This window comes from Rhodococcus sp. SB1D (assembly GCF_048573875.1).
In the GTDB taxonomy this organism is placed as follows: Bacteria; Actinomycetota; Actinomycetes; order Mycobacteriales; family Mycobacteriaceae; genus Rhodococcus_F; species Rhodococcus_F qingshengii.
The window spans coordinates 299,459-316,327 of sequence record NZ_JBMAIQ010000007.1 but is presented as its reverse complement, the minus strand read 5'-3'; the positions used below and the strand labels follow the sequence as shown (position 1 = coordinate 316,327).

Genomic DNA, 16,869 nt, shown 5'->3' with positions numbered 1-16,869 from the left:
CTCGATCATTGCCCGGCAGTCACGATTGCCGGGCAATGATCGAGAGCAGTAGTTCGGCCCGAACCCTGGCCACTTCCAGCCGACAGTCGATCAGGCTCTCCACCTTCGCCATTCGGCTCCGCAGTGTGTGCCGGTGAACGCCCATCGTGATGGCGGCCGCTTCCCAGTGTCCGTTGGCCTCGAGAAATGCCCGCAGCGACGCCAGCAGTTCGGTGCCGTTGTCACGGTCGTAGTCCTCGATCGGTGTGATCATCGTTTCCGCCAGCGTGTTGAGCACTTCACGCGTCGAATCGAAAGACAGCAGCACACTTCCGGTCAGAGCTGCGAATTCCAAAGGCTCGCCACCGATTTCGGCCGCCGACGCACACAGCTGGGACTGTTCGACGGCGACCGCCAGCGCAGCGACCACCCGTCGCGCGCTCAAGCCGACACGAAGCGCGCGAAGATCCGACCTCGATACCCCGCCGAGCAGCTCTCGGGCGAACTCGACGTCGTCGGTTCCACGCAGCAGCACCGTGACGCGAGTGTCGTTGATCCGCGAGAACAACTGCCGCCCCGCCTTGTTCATGAACTCGGCAATCTCGGCTCCGACGCGTCCCGCTACGTCGGACGTGTCGGTAAGAACTGTCAATCCTCGGATCATTCCCTCACCGTCGGCGGCCTGCCTGATCTGTTGCCACGCCGGCGCCGGGTCGCGATCCTCGGTGAGCAGCAGCCCGAGGGCGTGCGAATTCAACCGATCCTGAGTAGCACGCAGACGCGCGGGTTTCTCGAAGTCCAACGCCAACAACGAGTTCGCGTGACCGAGCAGTATCTGATCGACGTAGCTGAGCGCCGAAGCACTGATCACCGCCAGGTATCCGTACGGCGTTCGCCCGACGCTGATCTGCTGCACCGCGATCGACGCTCCAGACCTTGCGAGCGTCACGCTACTGGAGGCACCGCCCCCGAGAGTTGCTCGCAGTTCGTCGATCACGTCGTCCGTCGGCAGTTGAGGTGAGCTCTCGAGAACTCTTCCGGCGACGTCGAGAAGAAGCACCGTCGCCGAAGTCGCGATCGCCAGTTCACGCACGGTCGCAGCCGTTCCGCCGGAAATGACGGCACGCGTCATCCGCGGTTGCGCCCGCGACGCCCGGAGGACAGCTTCATATTCCTGCTCTGCCAACCGGCTCATTACGCGCTTGACGACGGCAGCAAAAGGCGTCGGCAGCGGCACCTCGATCAGCGGGAGTCCGATCTCGTCGGCGACGGCCACCAGATCGGCCGGGACCTCGGGGTACGAGAGCCCGGTTCCGAATCCCACCGCCGCCACACCTGCCGCGTCGAGCATTCGGAGATAGCGGCCGCGCTTTTGCTGAGTGGACGGCAATCGGATGCCGGTGGTGAGGATGAATTCGCCGCCGGTCAACCACCGGAAAGGGTCGAGCAACTCCGTGGCGTGCGCAAATGTGATTTCGCGACCGACGCCCTGGGCGCCGCCTTTGAGTTCCAGCGCGAGGTCCGGCTGCGCCAACATCCACCGCACAGCGATCGTCATGGGCTGGACTGTACAACTCGGCGCGTCGGCGATCAAAGATTTCACCTTTTTGGCAGCTGCCTTTACTTGTGAGTCAGCGCACACTTGCTCACACACGCCCCACAAAGTGCGAGTTCCGTGCTGATCACCTCGGCCGGAACTCGTTCGACCTCGAGAGGAACCGGTACCGATGTCGATCGTCGTACTCGAGAACTACATCAACGGTGAATTCGTCGCCTCAGCCGCGACGGAAACACTCGACCTGATCAACCCCGTGGACGAGAGTGTGGTCGGGCGTACGCCGGTCTCCACGAAGGAAGACGTCGACGCCGCCGTCGAAGCCGCACAGAGAGCATTCGAGACCTGGGGCAAGACGACGCCGAGCGTGCGGCAGGCTGCACTCCTCAAGCTCGCCGACGCCATCGAAGCGCACAGCGACGAAATCGTCGCAGCCGAAAGCGCCAACACCGGCCAGGCCCACCAGATGATCGCCGACGAAGAGGTCAAGGTCGGAGCCGATCAGATGCGGTTCTTCGCCGGAGCCGCACGACTTCTCGAGGGCAAGGCGGCCGGAGAGTACATGGAGGGTTTCACCTCCTACGTCCGTCGTGAACCGATCGGCGTCGTCGGCCAGGTCACTCCCTGGAACTACCCGTTCATGATGGCGCTGTGGAAGATCGGGCCCGCCCTCGCGGCCGGCAACACGATCGTCCTCAAGCCCAGCGACACCACACCGGGCAGCACGCTGGTCCTGGCGAAGCTCTCGAAGGGCATCCTGCCGGACGGTGTGTTCAACGTCGTGCTCGGCAACGGCGGAACCGGCGCGACGTTGGTGGAGAACCCGGCCCTCGGTCTCGTCTCGATCACCGGTTCGGTGCGGGCAGGCATCGCTGTCGCCGTGTCCGCAGCACAGCAGCTCAAGCGCGCGCACCTCGAACTGGGCGGCAAAGCGCCGGCGATCGTCTTCGGCGACGTCGACATCGAGAAGACCGCCACCGGCATCGCCGAGGCAGCGTTCTTCAACGGCGGCCAGGATTGCACCGCGGCCACTCGCGTGATCGTTCACGAGTCCATCCACGATCAGCTCGTCGAAGCCCTCGTCCGGAACGCCGAGAAGCTGCGCCCCGGAGCGCCTTCCGATCCTGATGCCTTCTACGGCCCGCTCAACAACATCAATCACTTCAACGCCGTGAGCGACAAGATCGCGAACCTGCCGGCGTCGGCCAAGATCGTTACCGGCGGAAAGCGTTCGGGCGAAACCGGATTCTTCTTCGAGCCGACCGTCATCACCGGCGTCGCGCAATCGGACGACATCGTGCAGGAAGAGACTTTCGGTCCTATCCTCACAGTCCAGAGCTTCTCCGACGAGAAGGAGGCGATCACGCTTGCCAACGACGTTCGGTTCGGCCTGGCCTCGAGCATCTGGACCAAGGATCACGGTGTCACGCAACGCGTCTCCGCTGCTCTCGACTTCGGTGCGGTGTGGATCAACTGCCACATCCCGCTCGTCGCCGAAATGCCGCACGGCGGCTTCAAGTATTCCGGTTACGGCAAGGATCTCTCGGTCTACGGAGTCGAGGACTACACCCGTCTCAAGCACGTCATGAGTTCGCACGACTGAGTCGCCGCCCCTCCTGCTGTGCGCCTTTATCAACCCCCCGCGGTTAATAAAGGCGCACAGCAGATTCCTCCAATCCGGAAAAGAGCCACCATGCGCCTTATCGTCGGATACCTCGCCACACCCAGCGGTAAAGACGGGCTGATCCTCGGGGCCCAGCTCGCGCGCAGTCTCGGCGCGCAACTCGACATCTGCATGGTCCTCCCACCGGATCGGACACTGCCGGCCAAGGTTCCCTCGGAAGCCGGCTACGACGACATCCTCGCCGCGCGTGCACACGACTGGCTCGCCGAGGCGAAAGCGTCGGTGCCCGAGGACATCCAGGTGGAAGTACACCTGAGCTTCCACGAGTCGTTCGCTCAGGGCCTGCTCGACGAAGTGGACCGACTGAATGCGCTCGCGATCGTGGTGGGAGCTTCCGGCGACGGTTTGCTCGGCCGTCACGCGATAGGTTCGGTCTCGACCGAACTGCTTCACTCCGCCCACGTCCCGGTAGCACTGGCGCCTCGCGGAACGCGGCACTCGGCGGCCACTGCGATACGAGAGGTCACCTGTGCACTCGGCACCCGTGTCGGCGCCGACATCGTCTTGAACACCGCCGTGCGCGCCAGCGAACTGATGCAGGTTCCGTTGCGACTGGTCTCACTGGTAGCGCTCGACCCCCAGAACGATCTGCGAGATCATCGCGACACCGCCGAGTCGGCCAGGGAGCGTGCACGAAATCACGCTCAGGACACACTCGACGTCGCAAGAGCCGCGCTCCCCGCGGAGTTCCCCATCGAGGTCATCATTGCCGACGGATCTACCGTGGAATCGGCAGTGCGTCAACTGGACTGGCAGGACGGCGACCTCGTGATGGTCGGTTCAAGTCGCCTCGCACAGCCCCGCAAACTGTTCCTGGGCTCCACCGCCGCCAAGATGCTGCGCGTACTGCCCGTACCCATGGTCGTAGTGCCCAAGCACGAATTCACCCAGCCGGAGGCACTGTCATGACCAGCACCGAACTGAGTTCCAAAGGCCTCGCCACCGGCAAGATCGGCATGATCTCCGGCGCGGTGCTCGGAATCTCCTCCGTGGCACCGGGTTACACCCTGACGGCCAGCATCGGATTGATCGTCGCTGCGGTCGGTCTCAAGATGCCCGCCATCTTCATCGCCGGCTTCATCCCGATGTTCCTCACCGCGTACGCGTACCGCGAACTGAACTCCGACACTCCTGACTGCGGAGCGTCATTCACGTGGTCCACCAAGGCATTCGGACCGTACGTCGGCTGGATGTGCGGCTGGGGCATGGTGATCGCCACCATCATCGTACTCTCGAACCTCGCTGCAATTGCCGTCGACTTCTTCTATCTGTTCATCGCGCGGGTGGCCGACAATCCCTCCATCGCCGATCTGCCGGGCAATAAATTCGTCAACGTCGGCACCACACTGGTGTTCATCGCGTTGGCCACCTGGATTGCCAGTCGGGGAATCACCACCAGCGAGCGCGTACAGTTCGCGCTCGTCGGCTTCCAGATGGTGCTGCTGGTCGTCTTCGCCGTCGTTGCACTGGTTCACGTCGGCGCCGGCGACGCCCCGGCCGGATTGTCCTTCGACCTGAGTTGGTTCAACCCGTTCAGCGGACTCGCCATCGGTGCGTTTGTCATCGGACTCACCGGATCGATCTTCGCGTTCTGGGGCTGGGATACCTGTCTCACGCTGGGCGAGGAGTCGAAGAACCCCAAGAAGACCCCCGGCCGCGCCGGTTTGCTCTGTGTCGCAACCATTCTCCTTACCTACCTGCTGGTCGCCGTTGCCGCGATGATGTACGCCGGCGTCGGCGAGGAAGGCCTCGGCCTCGGCAATCCCGACAACTCCGAGAACGTCTTCGGCGCTCTGGCCGACCCGGTCCTGGGCAACTGGGGCGGAATGCTTCTGTTCCTCGCGGTCTTCGTCTCTTCAGTCGCCAGCCTGCAGACCACGTTCCTGCCCGCGGCACGAACCATGCTCGCCATGGGTGCATACGGAGCTTTCCCCAAGAAGCTCGCCGAGGTCTCGCCTCGGTTCCTGGTGCCGTCGTACGCGACCGTCGTGGCAGGCGCGGTAACCGCAGTGTTCTACAGCGTCGTCACGTTCCTGTCCGAAAGTGCTCTGCTCGACACGATCGCCGCACTCGGCATCATGATCTGCTGGTACTACGGCATCACCGCATTCGCGTGCGTGTGGTACTTCCGCAAGACGCTTTTCGAGAGCGTACGAAACTTCGTCTTCCGGCTCGCGTTCCCACTCATCGGTGGCCTCATGCTGCTTGCGGTGTTCGTCATTTCGGTCCAGGAGAGTATGAATCCGGACAATGCCAGCGGAGCATCCATCGGCGGAATCGGCCTGGTCTTCTTCCTCGGCTTCGGAATCCTCATCCTCGGCGCGGTCCTGATGATGGTCATGCGAGTGCGCAATCCCGAGTTCTTCGAGGGCAAGACCCTCAACCGCGACACGGAGGCTCTGCGCGACGAGAACGACCTCAGCGTGTCCTAGGAGACAGTAGATCCGGGGGCCTGCGCGATCAGGCCCGCCATCAACACGCGCAAGCCGAATTCGAAGGCGGCGTCGGCACGTTCGGGATTTTTCCCGGACGTTGCCAACGCCGCCTTCATTGCGTCGTTGGCTTCGGGTCCCGACGCCCACTGGACGTCCGGCGCCGCCAGGTCCAGGGCCGAACCGAGAACAAAACTGTCGACGGTCGTGATCGCGTGCAGTGTTTCGGTCGGGCCGAAGCCACCATCGGCAAATGCCTGCGCCAATGCGTTGTAGAGGGTGAACGCCACACCGGCCTGCACCGTCTGGGCCGTGAAGAGCGGAATCAGACGAGGATGCGCGGCGTAGCTTCGCCGGTACTCGGCTGCCAGCGCCGCGACGGTCTCACTCCAGGTCCCCGAGGCCGACTCGACGTCGATTCCTGCCATCAACTGCGCCCTCATCAGTTCGACGATCTCGGCTCGTCCGGAAACGTGGTTGTAGAGCGAGGACGGTCGAACCTTCAGTCTTGCGGCGAGTCCCGGCATGGTGAAGTCGCCGGATTCGTCCACCGACTCGATCGCTGCCTCGGTGATGATCGCCGGTGAGAGCAGTCGTTGCGATGGCCGCGGCATATGTCCTCCTGTAGTGATCCACACCGTTCGGGGCGCTGCAAAAAACAATTCCTCGAAAGTCCTTGATCAATCAGCGCTCACCCACCATACTTAACGAATCACATTCGTTTTACGTTGAACGTCGAATACCCGAGCACCGAGGAAACCCCATGCTGACGATCACCGCCCTCACCCCACCCGAGTCACCGGCCGCGACTTCGCCGTCCACGTCCACCCCTCTGCGTGTAGGTCTCGTCCAACATCGCTGGCACGAGGACCAAGACGACCTCCACGCTGAATTGAGCGAAGGCATTGCGTCCGCAGCGAAGCTGGGCGCTTCCGTGGTCTTTCTTCCAGAGCTGACGCTCAGCCGCTACCCCGCCTCCGCCCCGGCCGGCGACAATCCCGGACGCGCGGCGGAAGACCTGCTCACCGGACCCACTTTCGACTTCGCCACCAAGGCCGCCGCGGAGAACCAGGTTCTCGTTCACGCGTCGTTGTACGAGCGCAGCGACGCCGAGGACGGCCTGGGCTTCAACACCGCGATCCTGGTCTCGCCCGGGGGTGAACTTCTCGGTCGTACCCGCAAGCTCCACATTCCGGTGACGTCCGGGTACTACGAGGACACGTACTTTCGCGGCGGTCCGTCCGAGGACGCATACCCCGTTCACGAGGCACTCGGCGCCAAGTTCGGACTCCCGACATGCTGGGACGAGTGGTTCCCCGAGGTCGCACGTGCATACTCCCTCGCCGGTGCCCAGGTCCTGGTGTACCCGACGGCGATCGGCTCGGAACCCGATCACCCGAACTTCGACACCCAACCGCTGTGGCAGCAAGTGATCGTCGGAAACGGTGTCGCCAACGGCACTTTCATGGTTGTCCCCAATCGCCACGGCAGTGAAGGTCTCATCACCTTCTACGGTTCGTCGTTCATCTCGGACCCGTACGGACGCATCCTCGTTCAGGCTCCGCGCGACGAATCAGCCGTCCTGGTCGCAGATCTCGACCTGCAGCACCGTGAAGACTGGCTTGCGCTGTTCCCGTTCCTGGCCACTCGCCGACCCGACACCTACTCGGCCCTGACCGCACCGGTGAACACTGCAGGAGCCAACCGATGACCTGGCGCATGCCCGCGGAAAGTGAACCGCACGAACGTACCTGGATGGCGTACCCGAGCGCCGGATACTCTCTCGGGTACACCGCGGAAGAACAGCACGAAGCGCGCTCGACGTGGGCGGCCGTCGCCCACGCCGTCGCCGAATTCGAGCCGGTCACCGTCGTCGTCGATCCCGCCGAAGTCGAAGAAGCACGAAAGTACCTGTCCGAGAAGGTCGACATCGTCGAGACACCTCTCAACGACGCGTGGATGCGCGACATCGGGCCGACGTTCGTCCTGTCCGACGAAGGCCGTCTCGGCGGAGTCGACTGGGTGTTCAACGGCTGGGGTGCACAGGATTGGGCGCAGTGGGACAAGGACTCGAAGATCGGCGCATTTGTCGTCGAACAATCCGGTGCCCAGTTGATCGACTCACCAATCGTCAACGAGGGCGGCGGTATTGCGGTCGACGGTCTCGGCACCGTCTTGGTCACCGAAACCGTCCAACTCGATCCGGGACGAAACCCCGACCTGACGAAGGCCGACATCGAGGCCGAACTCGCCCGCACCATCGGCGCCAAGCACGTGATCTGGCTTCCCCGCGGATTGACCCGCGATCAGGAGACGTACGGAACGCGCGGACACGTCGACATCGTCGCTGCCATCTCTTCCCCCGGAGTTGTACTCGTCCATGACCAACGCAATCCGGTGCACCCCGACTACGCCGTCAGCAAGACGATCATCGAGTTGTTCGAAAGCTCGACGGACGTCGGCGGCCGGCCGTGGAAGGTCATTCGGGTACCTGCGCCCGAGATCCTGCGCGACGACGATGGATTCGTCGACTACAGCTACATCAACCATCTCGTGGTCAATCGCGGAGTGATCGCCTGCAGCTTCGACGATCCGGCCGACGCCGAAGCGGCCCGGATCCTTGCGGCCGCCTACCCCGGGCGCACCGTCGTCACCGTCGACGCCAGACCGCTGTTCGAACGTGGCGGCGGCATCCACTGCATCACCCAGCACCAGCCCGCTGAACAAGACTGACGGCGGCAGAATTAGCGGCGACCTCGCATGTAGTCACTCACGACCGCGGCGCCGAGGCCGTCCAGGTCCGGCGCGATGACGCGTCCACCCACACGGTGCGCCATCCGGTCGACCACCCTGGCCAGACCTGGATCCTCACCGAGGCGGAAGAACGTGACCTTGGCGCCCAGCCTGGCCACCGCGTCGAGTGCTCGAACCGTCAAACCGAGGGTTCGCGCACTCGGCGGGTAGTCGAACCTGGCTTCTCCGTCCGCTTCGAGATGAGCCGTCGGCTCACCGTCGGTGACGATCAGTACCACCGGCTGTGCGTTGGAGTGGCGTCGAAGATGCCTGGCCGCCAACAACAGTGCGTGGTGCAGGTTGGTTCCCTGGTCCCACGCGCCGTCCAAACCAGCGAGCTCCGACGGGCTCAGCACGTGCGCGTGGCGTCCGAAGGCGATCAACTGGAGTTCGTCGCTGCGAAATCGCGTACTCACCAGATGATTGAGTGCCAGAGCGGTGCGCTTCATCGGCACCCAGCGATCTTCCATCACCATCGAGAACGACGTGTCCACCAGGAGAGCAACCGCAGCCTGACTGCGCTGTTCGGTTTCGGCCACCTCGACATCGACGACGCTCAGCCGCACCGGCATTCGACCCGGGTCACGCAGGACGGCGTTGGTGATGGTTCTCGTGACGTCCCACGGTTCCGTGTCCCCGAATTCCCATTCGCGGGACGCTCCGGTCGGTTCACCCATCGCACCGGCCCGACGCGTATCGCGTTGACCGGTTCGCGACGACAGTTGCCCGGCGACATCGCGCAGAGCAGTCTGCCCGAGCTGTCGCATGGCTTTGGGCGACAAGCGCCATTGACCGTCTGGTGCACGATCGAAGAAACCCTGTTCCTGTAAAGCCTTTTCGAGATCGGCCAGGGTGCGAGCATCAGCGGCGGCTTCGTCGCCGAGTTGCCGCGCGAGTAGCTCGGGGTCGATGTCGTCGAGCGCCGCGCCCGCGTATTGCTGCGACAGTTGATCCGCCAAGGATTCCAGCTCGGCGATGTCCTGCAGGGCACCGGTCCCCTCACCCAACCCCATTCCGTTGTCGCCGCGGAACTGTTGCGAACCTTCCCAGTCCTCACCCGGCCGAGCCGCCTGAAGGAACTGGTCGAGTTGACTCAGCTCACTCATCAGGCTCGGATCACCGAACGCCAGCTGCGCCAACGCATCCAACTCGTCACGCTGCTCCTGCGAGAGCGAGTTCCGCAATCGTTGTGCAGCCGCCGCGCGCTGCGCCAAAGAATCCAGAAGTTCCTCGACGTTGCGCGGGTTGTCCGGGAAATACTGCCCGTGCTTGTCCATGAACTCCGCGAACTGCTCCGCAGTGTCGACGCCGCGAGAGTGCGCGTCGAGCAGTTGATTCAGATCAGCCAGCATCTGGCGTATCTGCTCACGATCCTCGTCGGTGGCGCCCTCGAGTGCCTGCTTCATTCCCGAGAAGCGTTGATCGAGAACCTCACGTCCGAGCAGATCACGAATCTTCTCGTAATCCGCGCGAGCCTGTTCGCTGCGCCAGTTGTAGTCGGCCAGATCTTGCACGGCCTGAGCTGTCGACGGCGGTAACTCCTCGATCCGCATTTCGTTGAATCGTGCGTCGTCGTCGAGAGCACGTGCCAGTTCTTTGCGCTCTTCGAGCACCGCCTTGTCGAGAAGCTTACGAACCTCGTCGAGCGTTCCGTCGAGATTGTTGCGGCGTAGCAACTCACGTCGGCGCCGGTTCGCCTGGGCAGCAAGGTCGTCGAGCCCGCGCATGTCCCGGTTGCCTCGGCGCAGGAGCTCTCGGAGGGCATGGCGCGGCGACGTGCCCGACAACACGTCGTCGCCGATTGCTGCCAGGGCCTCGCGCAGATCCACGGGAGGCGCGAGCGGATCGGGACCACCGTCGTAAGGCCCGTACCGCGGATTGTGGATCATCACTGCCCCTTACGAATATACCGAGCGGCCGCCCGGGCCTTGATCTTTGGAGATCCGGCGCGCGAGGTAAAGCCCTTCGAGGGCAAGTTCGGCACCGGCGGCACGCTCGCCGTCGGATTGCGCACCGAGACGTTCGGCTACTTCGTCCAGGACCTCGAGGTCCGGAAGCTCGTCGAGAAATGCCTTGGCCGTGACAGATTCACCGGTGACGATCGTGTTGCCCATCTCCACCGCAGCAACCAGCATCCCCAGGTCGATCCCGCCGAGACGTACCCGAACCGTATCGGCGGTCGCGCGACGCAGCAGGTGCTCGAGCACCTCCAGTTCCCGTCCCTCTTCACCGGATTCGAACTCGACCTTGCCGCGAAGAACCTCGACCACGGACTCGAGATCGACGGGCCGTGCAACAGGATCGGCTTCGCCGAGCACCGCTGCCCGTCGTACCGCGGCGGCACTGACGGTTTCCGCGCCGGCGACGGCAAAGCGTGCCGACACACCCGATCGCTGGTCCACCGAGGTGGATTCGCGGAGCAGGCGAGTGAATCTGGCAAGAATTTCGAGAAGGTAGTCGGGCACCTCCGCGGCCAGGTGCGCCTCCTGCTCGATCACCGCGATCTCGCCCGCCAGCTCGACGGGGTAGTGAGTGCGGATCTCGGCGCCAAAGCGGTCCTTGAGTGGTGTGATGATGCGCCCGCGGTTGGTGTAGTCCTCGGGGTTGGCGCTCGCGACCAGAAGAACGTCCAACGGAAGCCGAAGCGTGTACCCGCGGACCTGGATGTCCCGCTCTTCCATCACGTTGAGCAAAGAGACCTGGATGCGTTCGGCGAGGTCGGGGAGCTCGTTGATGGCCACGATTCCGCGATGCGCGCGAGGCACGAGGCCGAAGTGAATGGTCTCCGGATCGCCGAGGCTCCGGCCTTCGGCAACCTTGACCGGATCGACGTCGCCGATCAGGTCGGCGACCGAGGTATCCGGCGTCGCCAACTTCTCGGAGTACCGCTCGCTGCGGTGGCGCCAGGCGATCGGGAGGTCGTCGCCCAGTTCCTTGGCTCGACGTATCGAAGCCGGGATGATCGGCTCGTACGGGTGCTCCCCCAGTTCCGAGCCTTCGATGACGGGCGTCCACTCGTCGAGCAGGAGCCCGAGGGTGCGAAGCAACCTCGTCTTTCCCTGACCTCGTTCGCCGAGCAGAACCACGTCGTGGCCGGCGATCAGCGCCCGCTCGAGTTGCGGGGCGACCGTGTCCTCGAACCCGACTATCCCGGGCCAGGGGTCACGGCCGTCCCGCAACGCGGCGAGAAGATTCTCTCGTAGTTCTTCCTTGACACTTCGCTGTACGTGTCCGGAGGCGCGTAGCTCTCCGAGGGTTTTTGCGACAGTCACCACTCCACGCTACGAGTGTTTGCGGGGTTTCGCCTCTCGCCGAGGAAGTTCGGTCGCTCAGCCCTCGATGTTCTCGGGATTCATCCAGATGATTTCCCAGATGTGGCCGTCGAGATCCTGGAAGCTGCGGCTGTACATGAAGCCGTGATCCTGCGTCGCGTTACCTTCGGAACCGCCGGTCGCGAGCGCCTTGTCGACGAGGGCGTCGACGGCCTCACGGGTCTCGGCCGAGAGACCGAGCAGCGCTTCCGTCGACGTCGAGGTGTCGGCAATGCCCTTGCTGGTGAAGGTCTTGAAGAAGGGCTCGGCCAACAGCATCACGACGATGGTGTCACTGATGACCATCGACGACGCGTTCTCGTCGGAGAACTGCGTGTTCTTGGAGTATCCGAGGCCCTCGTAGAAGGTGGTGGCCTTGCCGAGGTCCTTGACGGGCAGGTTGAGGAAGAACATCGGCTGCGGGTTTGTCGCCATGAAAGGTCCTTTCCGAGACTTTGCTGTGCGCCTTTATTAACCGCCGGCGGTTAATAAAGGCGCACAGTAGACCTAAACTCCACCCATGGATACCTGGGTGTTGCCGGCCATGCTCGGCCTCGGACTCGCCGCAGCGTCCGGAATGCGAACCTTCCTGCCGCTGCTGATGCTCAGCGCTGCCGTCCACTTCGAACTGTTCGGGATCACCGTCGGCGAGTCGATGCGGTGGATCGGATCGACCGGTGCGCTGGTCGCATTGGCAATCGCCGCGGTGGTCGAACTGGGTGCCGACCTCATTCCGTTCGTGGACAACGCACTCTCGGTGATCGGGAACGTCACCGGACCGATCGCCGGAGTGATCGCGGCCTGGGCGGCCTTCAGCCATCTCGACCCTGCGATGGCCGCGTTGGCGGGCATCATCGTCGGAGCGCCGACGGCGTTGACGTTCAGCGCCGCGCAGACCGGCACTCGCGCGGTCAGTACGGCCACTACCGGTGGGCTGGCAAATCCCGTCGTTTCCGTCATCGAGGATGTGCTGACTTTCTTCACCTCCTTGATCGCGATGATCTTGCCGCTCCTGATCATTCCCCTGCTCGCCGCGCTCTTGTGGTTCAGCTGGCGTGGCTGGCGTCGTGTCCGGAGTCTGCGCACCGCCTGACCGCACCGACCTGGTAGACAAGTCGTCATGTCCGACACCGAGATCTCGTTCCAATCCGGCGACGTCACCCTGTACGGGAGTCTTCGCCTGGCCGCCTCACCCGACGCCCCTGCCCCGGCCGCGCTGATTCTGGCCGGCAGCGGCCCCACCGATCGCAACGGCGACAGCGCCCTCCTCGAAGGCGACATCGGAACTCTGCGGTTCATCGCGGATCTTCTTGAAAAACAAGGGATTTCAAGCCTGCGTTACGACAAGCTCGGCAGTGGCGAAACCGCCCTCGGTGACTACGACATCGAGGACATCGCCGATCTCGGCTTCAACACTTTTGTCGACGCCGCCTCCGACGGACTGGACTACCTCGCCGGGCAACCCGGTGTCGATCCCGAGCGCTTGTTCGTGGTCGGACACAGCGACGGCGCCGTAGTCGCACTGGCTCTCGCCACCGCGAAGGAGGGCGCCAGAGTCAGTGCCCTCGCACTGCTCGAGCCTCTGAGCGTCAGACTTCTCGATCTACTCACGACGCAGATTCACCGCCAGCTCGATGCGGTCGTCGGCGCCGGTCAGTTGCCGGTCGAACTGGCTGACGAACTGCGCGTCGCGCTCGCCGATGCCGTCGAGTCGCTGCGATCCGAGGGCACTGTTCCGGATGACCTGCCCGAGCCGCTGCAGAATGCGGGACTCGTACACGCCAACGCCAAGGCACTCGCCGAGGAAGACGCATTGGACCCGGTTGCGCTCGTGGCGGCGCTACCGGCGGGCATGCCCGTTCTCACGAGCTGCTCGGACAAGGACATCCAAGTCATTCCCGCCGATGTCGCGGCACTCGACGCCGCGCTCTCCCATACAGCGCTGACTTCCGTGCGGATGCGCAACGCCAACTTCGTACTCAAGGACATCGGCGACGAACAGTCCACCGGTGCCGACTACGTCGCGCCGCTTCCGTACTCGGCAGAGTTCTCGGAGCCCTTCACAGCGTGGGTCCGTTCGTTCTCCTGATCACGTACAGACCGAACGTCCTCTTTTTCAGGTAGAAAGTTCCCTCCGCGAACCATCGCGGAGGGAATTCTGCTTTCTACGCCTGACCTGCAACGCAGACTCTTTCAATCCAGCGAGCCCGGGGACAGAAGTCACCCGGAGTTTACGTTCGCGGCGCTTTTTATTGGTGCGAACCCTCGATCCGTGCTGTACGGTCATCCATTAACCAGCAACGCCACACAGAAAGGAACGGACATCATGTCGCTACACCCGCACGTCGTATCCGTACCTTCGTGGCGCAGCTGCACCGCAGACAAGCACATTTTTTCGGCCGCAATGTCGGCCAAGCACATGGGCAACAAGCGCGGTGTACCCCGAGAATGATCCCCAGTTTCACCGGATTCGTTCTCGGGCACCCAGGGCAAACGCCTCGGGTGCCTTTTCTTTTACCTTTCACACGCAGGAGCACCACATGAAACTTCGAGTCAACCAACTGTCCATCGCGCCGCCGTATGTCGATCTGCCCGGTGACCTCACCGGATACGCCGTCACCCTGGATCTTTCACACTCCGATGCGGCCCACGAAGCTACCCTCGGCGCATTGATCAGCGAGATCCGCAGTCGCGGAGCCTCACGCGTCGTCATCACCGGCTCACCGCGCGAACTCCAGGGCACCCACAGCAGCGCCGCCTGAAAGACCCGGGCGGCCTGAATGCAGAACGGGCCCCGAACTCCCGTTGAGGAGTCGAGGCCCGCTACCGACGTAGGAGTCAGTGCGCGAAGTGGCGCGCACCGGTCAGATAGAGAGTGACACCGGCTTCCTTGGCTGCGGCAATCACTTCGTTGTCGCGAACCGAACCACCCGGCTGCACAACAGCCTTGACGCCGGCGTTGAGCAGCACCTGCAGACCGTCAGGGAACGGGAAGAACGCGTCCGAAGCTGCAACCGAACCTACGACGCGGTCACCGGCTCGCTGAACAGCCAGATGCGCTGCGTCGACGCGGTTGACCTGGCCCATGCCGACGCCGACAGAGGCACCGCCGGAGGCCAGGAGGATCGCGTTGGACTTCACCGAACGGCTGGCGCGCCAAGCAAATTCGAGGTCAGCGAGAGTCTCGGCATCGGCAGCCTCACCGTTGGCGAGGGTCCAGTTGGCCGGGTTGTCGCCGTCGGCGTCCAGGACGTCGCGCTGCTGGAGCAAGGTACCGCCAGAGATCGGACGCAGTTCGATTCCGGTAGCGGTCGGAGCGGCTGCCTTCAGAACACGAATGTTCTTCTTACGCTGCAGAACCTCGACAGCTCCGTCTTCGTACGAGGGCGCGATGACGACCTCGGTGAAGATGTCGGCGATCTGCTCGGCCAGTTCGACGGTGACCTCACGGTTGGCAGCGATCACACCACCGAAAGCACTGACCGGATCGCATGCATGCGCCTTGCGGTGGGCGTCGGCGATGTCGGTGCCGATGGCGATGCCACACGGGTTGGCGTGCTTGATGATTGCGACGGCCGGATCAGTGAAGTCGTACGCTGCGCGCCACGCTGCGTCGGAGTCCGTGTAGTTGTTGTACGACATCTCCTTGCCGTGCAACTGCTCCGCCTGAGCCAAACCTGCAGGCGCAGCCGGGTTTTCGTACAGCGCAGCGTCCTGGTGCGGGTTCTCGCCGTAGCGAAGAACAGCGCTGCGGTTCCAGGTCGCACCGACCCAGGCCGGGAACAGCGAGCCGTCCTCGTCAGCGGCGATCGTGCTCGTCATCCAGCTCGCAACAGCGACGTCGTACGACGCAGTGTGCTGGAAAGCCTGCGCTGCAAGCACAGTGCGCTCACGCAAGGTGAATCCGCCACCGGCAACGGCAGTCAGGACGTCGGCGTAACGAGCCGGATCGACCACGACGGCAACCGACGGATGGTTCTTGGCTGCAGCACGCACCATCGACGGGCCGCCGATGTCGATCTGCTCGACACACTCGTCCGGGCTAGCGCCCGAGGCAACCGTCTCGGTGAAGGGGTACAGGTTCACGACCACCAATTCGAAGGTCGCGATGCCGAGTTCCTCGAGCTGAGCGAGGTGATCCGGCTTGCGGGTATCGGCGAGAACGCCGGCGTGGACGCGCGGATGCAGCGTCTTCACACGGCCTTCGAGGCATTCCGGGAATCCGGTCAGAGCCTCGACCGGCGTCACGGGGATTCCGGCGTCGGCGATCTTCGACGCGGTCGAACCGGTCGAGACCAACTCGACACCGGCCTCGTGCAGGCCCGTGGCCAGCTCGATCAGACCACTCTTGTCGTAGACGCTGACAAGTGCACGGCGCACAGCCTTGCGTTCACTCACTGGGGATCACGGCCTTTCGTCCATCGGAAACCACTCCGCGCGTAGCAACAGCGGCGATGACGTCCGCCAACAACCGTCGCTCCACAATTTTGATGCGTTCATGCAACGAAGACTCGGTGTCGTCGTCATGCACCGGCACAGCTTCCTGCGCCAAGATCGGCCCGGTATCAACTCCGCCGTCGACGAGATGCACCGTGGAACCGGTGACCTTCACGCCGTACGCCAGAGCGTCGGGAACCGCGTGCGCGCCGGGAAAGGCAGGCAGCAACGCGGGATGAGTGTTGATGATTCGGCCGCCGAAACGCGCGAGAAAGCTGGGGCCGAGGATTTTCATGAAGCCTGCACTGACCACGAGATCGGGTTCGTACTCGGCCACCGCTGCTGTCAGCGCCTCGTCCCAGGCGGCACGATTTTCGTAGGTCTTGATCGAGACCTTGAAGGACGGGATCTTCGAATCCGCAGCGTGCTCGGCGGCGGGGCAGTCACGATCTACACCGACGGCAACGATCTCGGCGGGGTATCCCTCGGCATGCGAAGCGTCGATCAGCGAAGTCAGCAGGGTTCCCGCGCCGGAAGCGAGTACGACTACCCGCGCGACCGAGTCGCGAAATTGGACCCTGTCGGGCATTGTCGGCTGCGGATTGTCGGCCGAGGCAGTCAGCGCACTACTCCTGAGAACTGGAAGATGATGCGGCCGGAGTATCGGCCGCATGACAG

Annotated in this window: 15 protein-coding genes; 8 read left to right on the top strand and 7 right to left on the bottom strand. The window is 63.6% G+C overall.

Annotated features, from left to right (window positions below; translation table 11 throughout):
* Positions 1-19: 19 nt before the first annotated feature.
* Positions 20-1,537 carry a PucR family transcriptional regulator gene (locus tag ACN50D_RS18130; RefSeq protein WP_211920697.1) on the bottom strand — a complete coding sequence of 506 codons (1,518 nt, stop codon included), beginning with the start codon at positions 1,535-1,537 and terminating at the stop codon, positions 20-22.
* 169 nt (positions 1,538-1,706) lie between these two features.
* On the opposite strand from ACN50D_RS18130, the gene ACN50D_RS18125 reads away from it, so the two are divergent.
* The 3 genes from ACN50D_RS18125 to ACN50D_RS18115 all read left to right on the top strand — a co-directional run bounded on the left by ACN50D_RS18125 (position 1,707) and on the right by ACN50D_RS18115 (position 5,650).
* Positions 1,707-3,137 (top strand): gamma-aminobutyraldehyde dehydrogenase, encoded by a 1,431-nt coding sequence (locus ACN50D_RS18125; protein WP_211920699.1) that lies wholly within the window; start codon positions 1,707-1,709, stop codon positions 3,135-3,137.
* A 90-nt stretch (positions 3,138-3,227) separates the two neighbouring features.
* On the top strand, positions 3,228-4,127 hold the full coding sequence (locus ACN50D_RS18120) for a universal stress protein (RefSeq protein ID WP_211920701.1): 900 nt from the start codon (positions 3,228-3,230) through the stop codon (positions 4,125-4,127).
* Positions 4,124-5,650: an APC family permease gene (locus tag ACN50D_RS18115; RefSeq protein ID WP_003946397.1), complete on the top strand. Its 1,527-nt coding sequence runs from the start codon at positions 4,124-4,126 to the stop codon at positions 5,648-5,650. Before ACN50D_RS18120 ends, ACN50D_RS18115 begins: the two co-directional genes overlap by 4 nt.
* Here the strand turns inward: ACN50D_RS18115 and ACN50D_RS18110 are convergent.
* Positions 5,647-6,264: a TetR/AcrR family transcriptional regulator gene (locus ACN50D_RS18110; RefSeq protein WP_065455349.1), complete on the bottom strand. Its 618-nt coding sequence runs from the start codon at positions 6,262-6,264 to the stop codon at positions 5,647-5,649. The two genes, ACN50D_RS18115 and ACN50D_RS18110, sit on opposite strands and share 4 nt — an antisense overlap.
* Positions 6,265-6,413: 149 nt before the next feature.
* Here ACN50D_RS18110 and ACN50D_RS18105 point away from each other — a divergent pair, with 149 nt between their 5' ends.
* Together ACN50D_RS18105 and ACN50D_RS18100 are read left to right on the top strand one after the other, a co-directional pair.
* Entirely contained in the window at positions 6,414-7,361 is a 948-nt protein-coding gene (locus ACN50D_RS18105) for a nitrilase-related carbon-nitrogen hydrolase (RefSeq protein ID WP_211920703.1), read from the top strand.
* Positions 7,358-8,383: an agmatine deiminase family protein gene (locus ACN50D_RS18100; protein WP_211920705.1), complete on the top strand. Its 1,026-nt coding sequence runs from the start codon at positions 7,358-7,360 to the stop codon at positions 8,381-8,383. Before ACN50D_RS18105 ends, ACN50D_RS18100 begins: the two co-directional genes overlap by 4 nt.
* An 11-nt stretch (positions 8,384-8,394) precedes the next feature.
* Here ACN50D_RS18100 and ACN50D_RS18095 read toward each other — a convergent pair whose 3' ends face one another.
* The 3 genes from ACN50D_RS18095 to ACN50D_RS18085 are packed head-to-tail and all read right to left on the bottom strand — an operon-like array spanning position 8,395 to position 12,189.
* Positions 8,395-10,332, bottom strand: coding sequence for a VWA domain-containing protein (locus ACN50D_RS18095; RefSeq protein WP_211920707.1), 1,938 nt, complete (start codon positions 10,330-10,332; stop codon positions 8,395-8,397).
* Positions 10,333-10,341: 9 nt separating this feature from the next.
* Positions 10,342-11,718, bottom strand: a complete 1,377-nt coding sequence (locus tag ACN50D_RS18090) for an ATP-binding protein (protein ID WP_211920709.1) — start codon at positions 11,716-11,718, stop codon at positions 10,342-10,344.
* 54 nt (positions 11,719-11,772) lie between these two features.
* Positions 11,773-12,189, bottom strand: a complete 417-nt coding sequence (locus ACN50D_RS18085) for a VOC family protein (protein WP_211920711.1) — start codon at positions 12,187-12,189, stop codon at positions 11,773-11,775.
* Positions 12,190-12,274: 85 nt separating this feature from the next.
* Here ACN50D_RS18085 and ACN50D_RS18080 point away from each other — a divergent pair, with 85 nt between their 5' ends.
* The 3 genes from ACN50D_RS18080 (at position 12,275) to ACN50D_RS18070 (ending at position 14,516) form a co-directional block, all read left to right on the top strand.
* Entirely contained in the window at positions 12,275-12,847 is a 573-nt protein-coding gene (locus ACN50D_RS18080; protein WP_007727593.1) for a DUF4126 domain-containing protein, read from the top strand.
* 27 nt (positions 12,848-12,874) lie between these two features.
* Entirely contained in the window at positions 12,875-13,843 is a 969-nt protein-coding gene (locus ACN50D_RS18075; protein ID WP_003946348.1) for an alpha/beta hydrolase family protein, read from the top strand.
* Between the two features lie 451 nt (positions 13,844-14,294).
* Positions 14,295-14,516 carry a hypothetical protein gene (locus tag ACN50D_RS18070; RefSeq protein WP_003946391.1) on the top strand — a complete coding sequence of 74 codons (222 nt, stop codon included), beginning with the start codon at positions 14,295-14,297 and terminating at the stop codon, positions 14,514-14,516.
* Positions 14,517-14,592: 76 nt separating this feature from the next.
* On the opposite strand, the gene purH is transcribed toward ACN50D_RS18070, so the two are convergent.
* Both purH and purN read right to left on the bottom strand, forming a co-directional pair.
* Positions 14,593-16,152, bottom strand: coding sequence for a bifunctional phosphoribosylaminoimidazolecarboxamide formyltransferase/IMP cyclohydrolase (gene purH, locus ACN50D_RS18065; RefSeq protein ID WP_003946407.1), 1,560 nt, complete (start codon positions 16,150-16,152; stop codon positions 14,593-14,595).
* Positions 16,145-16,864, bottom strand: coding sequence for a phosphoribosylglycinamide formyltransferase (gene purN, locus ACN50D_RS18060; RefSeq protein WP_211920713.1), 720 nt, complete (start codon positions 16,862-16,864; stop codon positions 16,145-16,147). Before purN ends, purH begins: the two co-directional genes overlap by 8 nt.
* Between the last annotated feature and the right edge of the window lie 5 nt (positions 16,865-16,869).

Coding starts and splice junctions, on each gene's coding strand:
- ACN50D_RS18105 (WP_211920703.1), top strand. CDS start 6,414: ATGCTGACGATCACCGCCCTCACCCCACCCGAGTCACCGGCCGCGACT.
- ACN50D_RS18085 (WP_211920711.1), bottom strand. CDS start 12,189: ATGGCGACAAACCCGCAGCCGATGTTCTTCCTCAACCTGCCCGTCAAG.
- ACN50D_RS18130 (WP_211920697.1), bottom strand. CDS start 1,537: ATGACGATCGCTGTGCGGTGGATGTTGGCGCAGCCGGACCTCGCGCTG.
- ACN50D_RS18075 (WP_003946348.1), top strand. CDS start 12,875: ATGTCCGACACCGAGATCTCGTTCCAATCCGGCGACGTCACCCTGTAC.
- ACN50D_RS18125 (WP_211920699.1), top strand. CDS start 1,707: ATGTCGATCGTCGTACTCGAGAACTACATCAACGGTGAATTCGTCGCC.
- ACN50D_RS18070 (WP_003946391.1), top strand. CDS start 14,295: ATGAAACTTCGAGTCAACCAACTGTCCATCGCGCCGCCGTATGTCGAT.
- ACN50D_RS18110 (WP_065455349.1), bottom strand. CDS start 6,264: ATGCCGCGGCCATCGCAACGACTGCTCTCACCGGCGATCATCACCGAG.
- ACN50D_RS18100 (WP_211920705.1), top strand. CDS start 7,358: ATGACCTGGCGCATGCCCGCGGAAAGTGAACCGCACGAACGTACCTGG.
- ACN50D_RS18095 (WP_211920707.1), bottom strand. CDS start 10,332: ATGATCCACAATCCGCGGTACGGGCCTTACGACGGTGGTCCCGATCCG.
- ACN50D_RS18120 (WP_211920701.1), top strand. CDS start 3,228: ATGCGCCTTATCGTCGGATACCTCGCCACACCCAGCGGTAAAGACGGG.
- ACN50D_RS18115 (WP_003946397.1), top strand. CDS start 4,124: ATGACCAGCACCGAACTGAGTTCCAAAGGCCTCGCCACCGGCAAGATC.
- ACN50D_RS18080 (WP_007727593.1), top strand. CDS start 12,275: ATGGATACCTGGGTGTTGCCGGCCATGCTCGGCCTCGGACTCGCCGCA.
- purN (WP_211920713.1), bottom strand. CDS start 16,864: ATGCGGCCGATACTCCGGCCGCATCATCTTCCAGTTCTCAGGAGTAGT.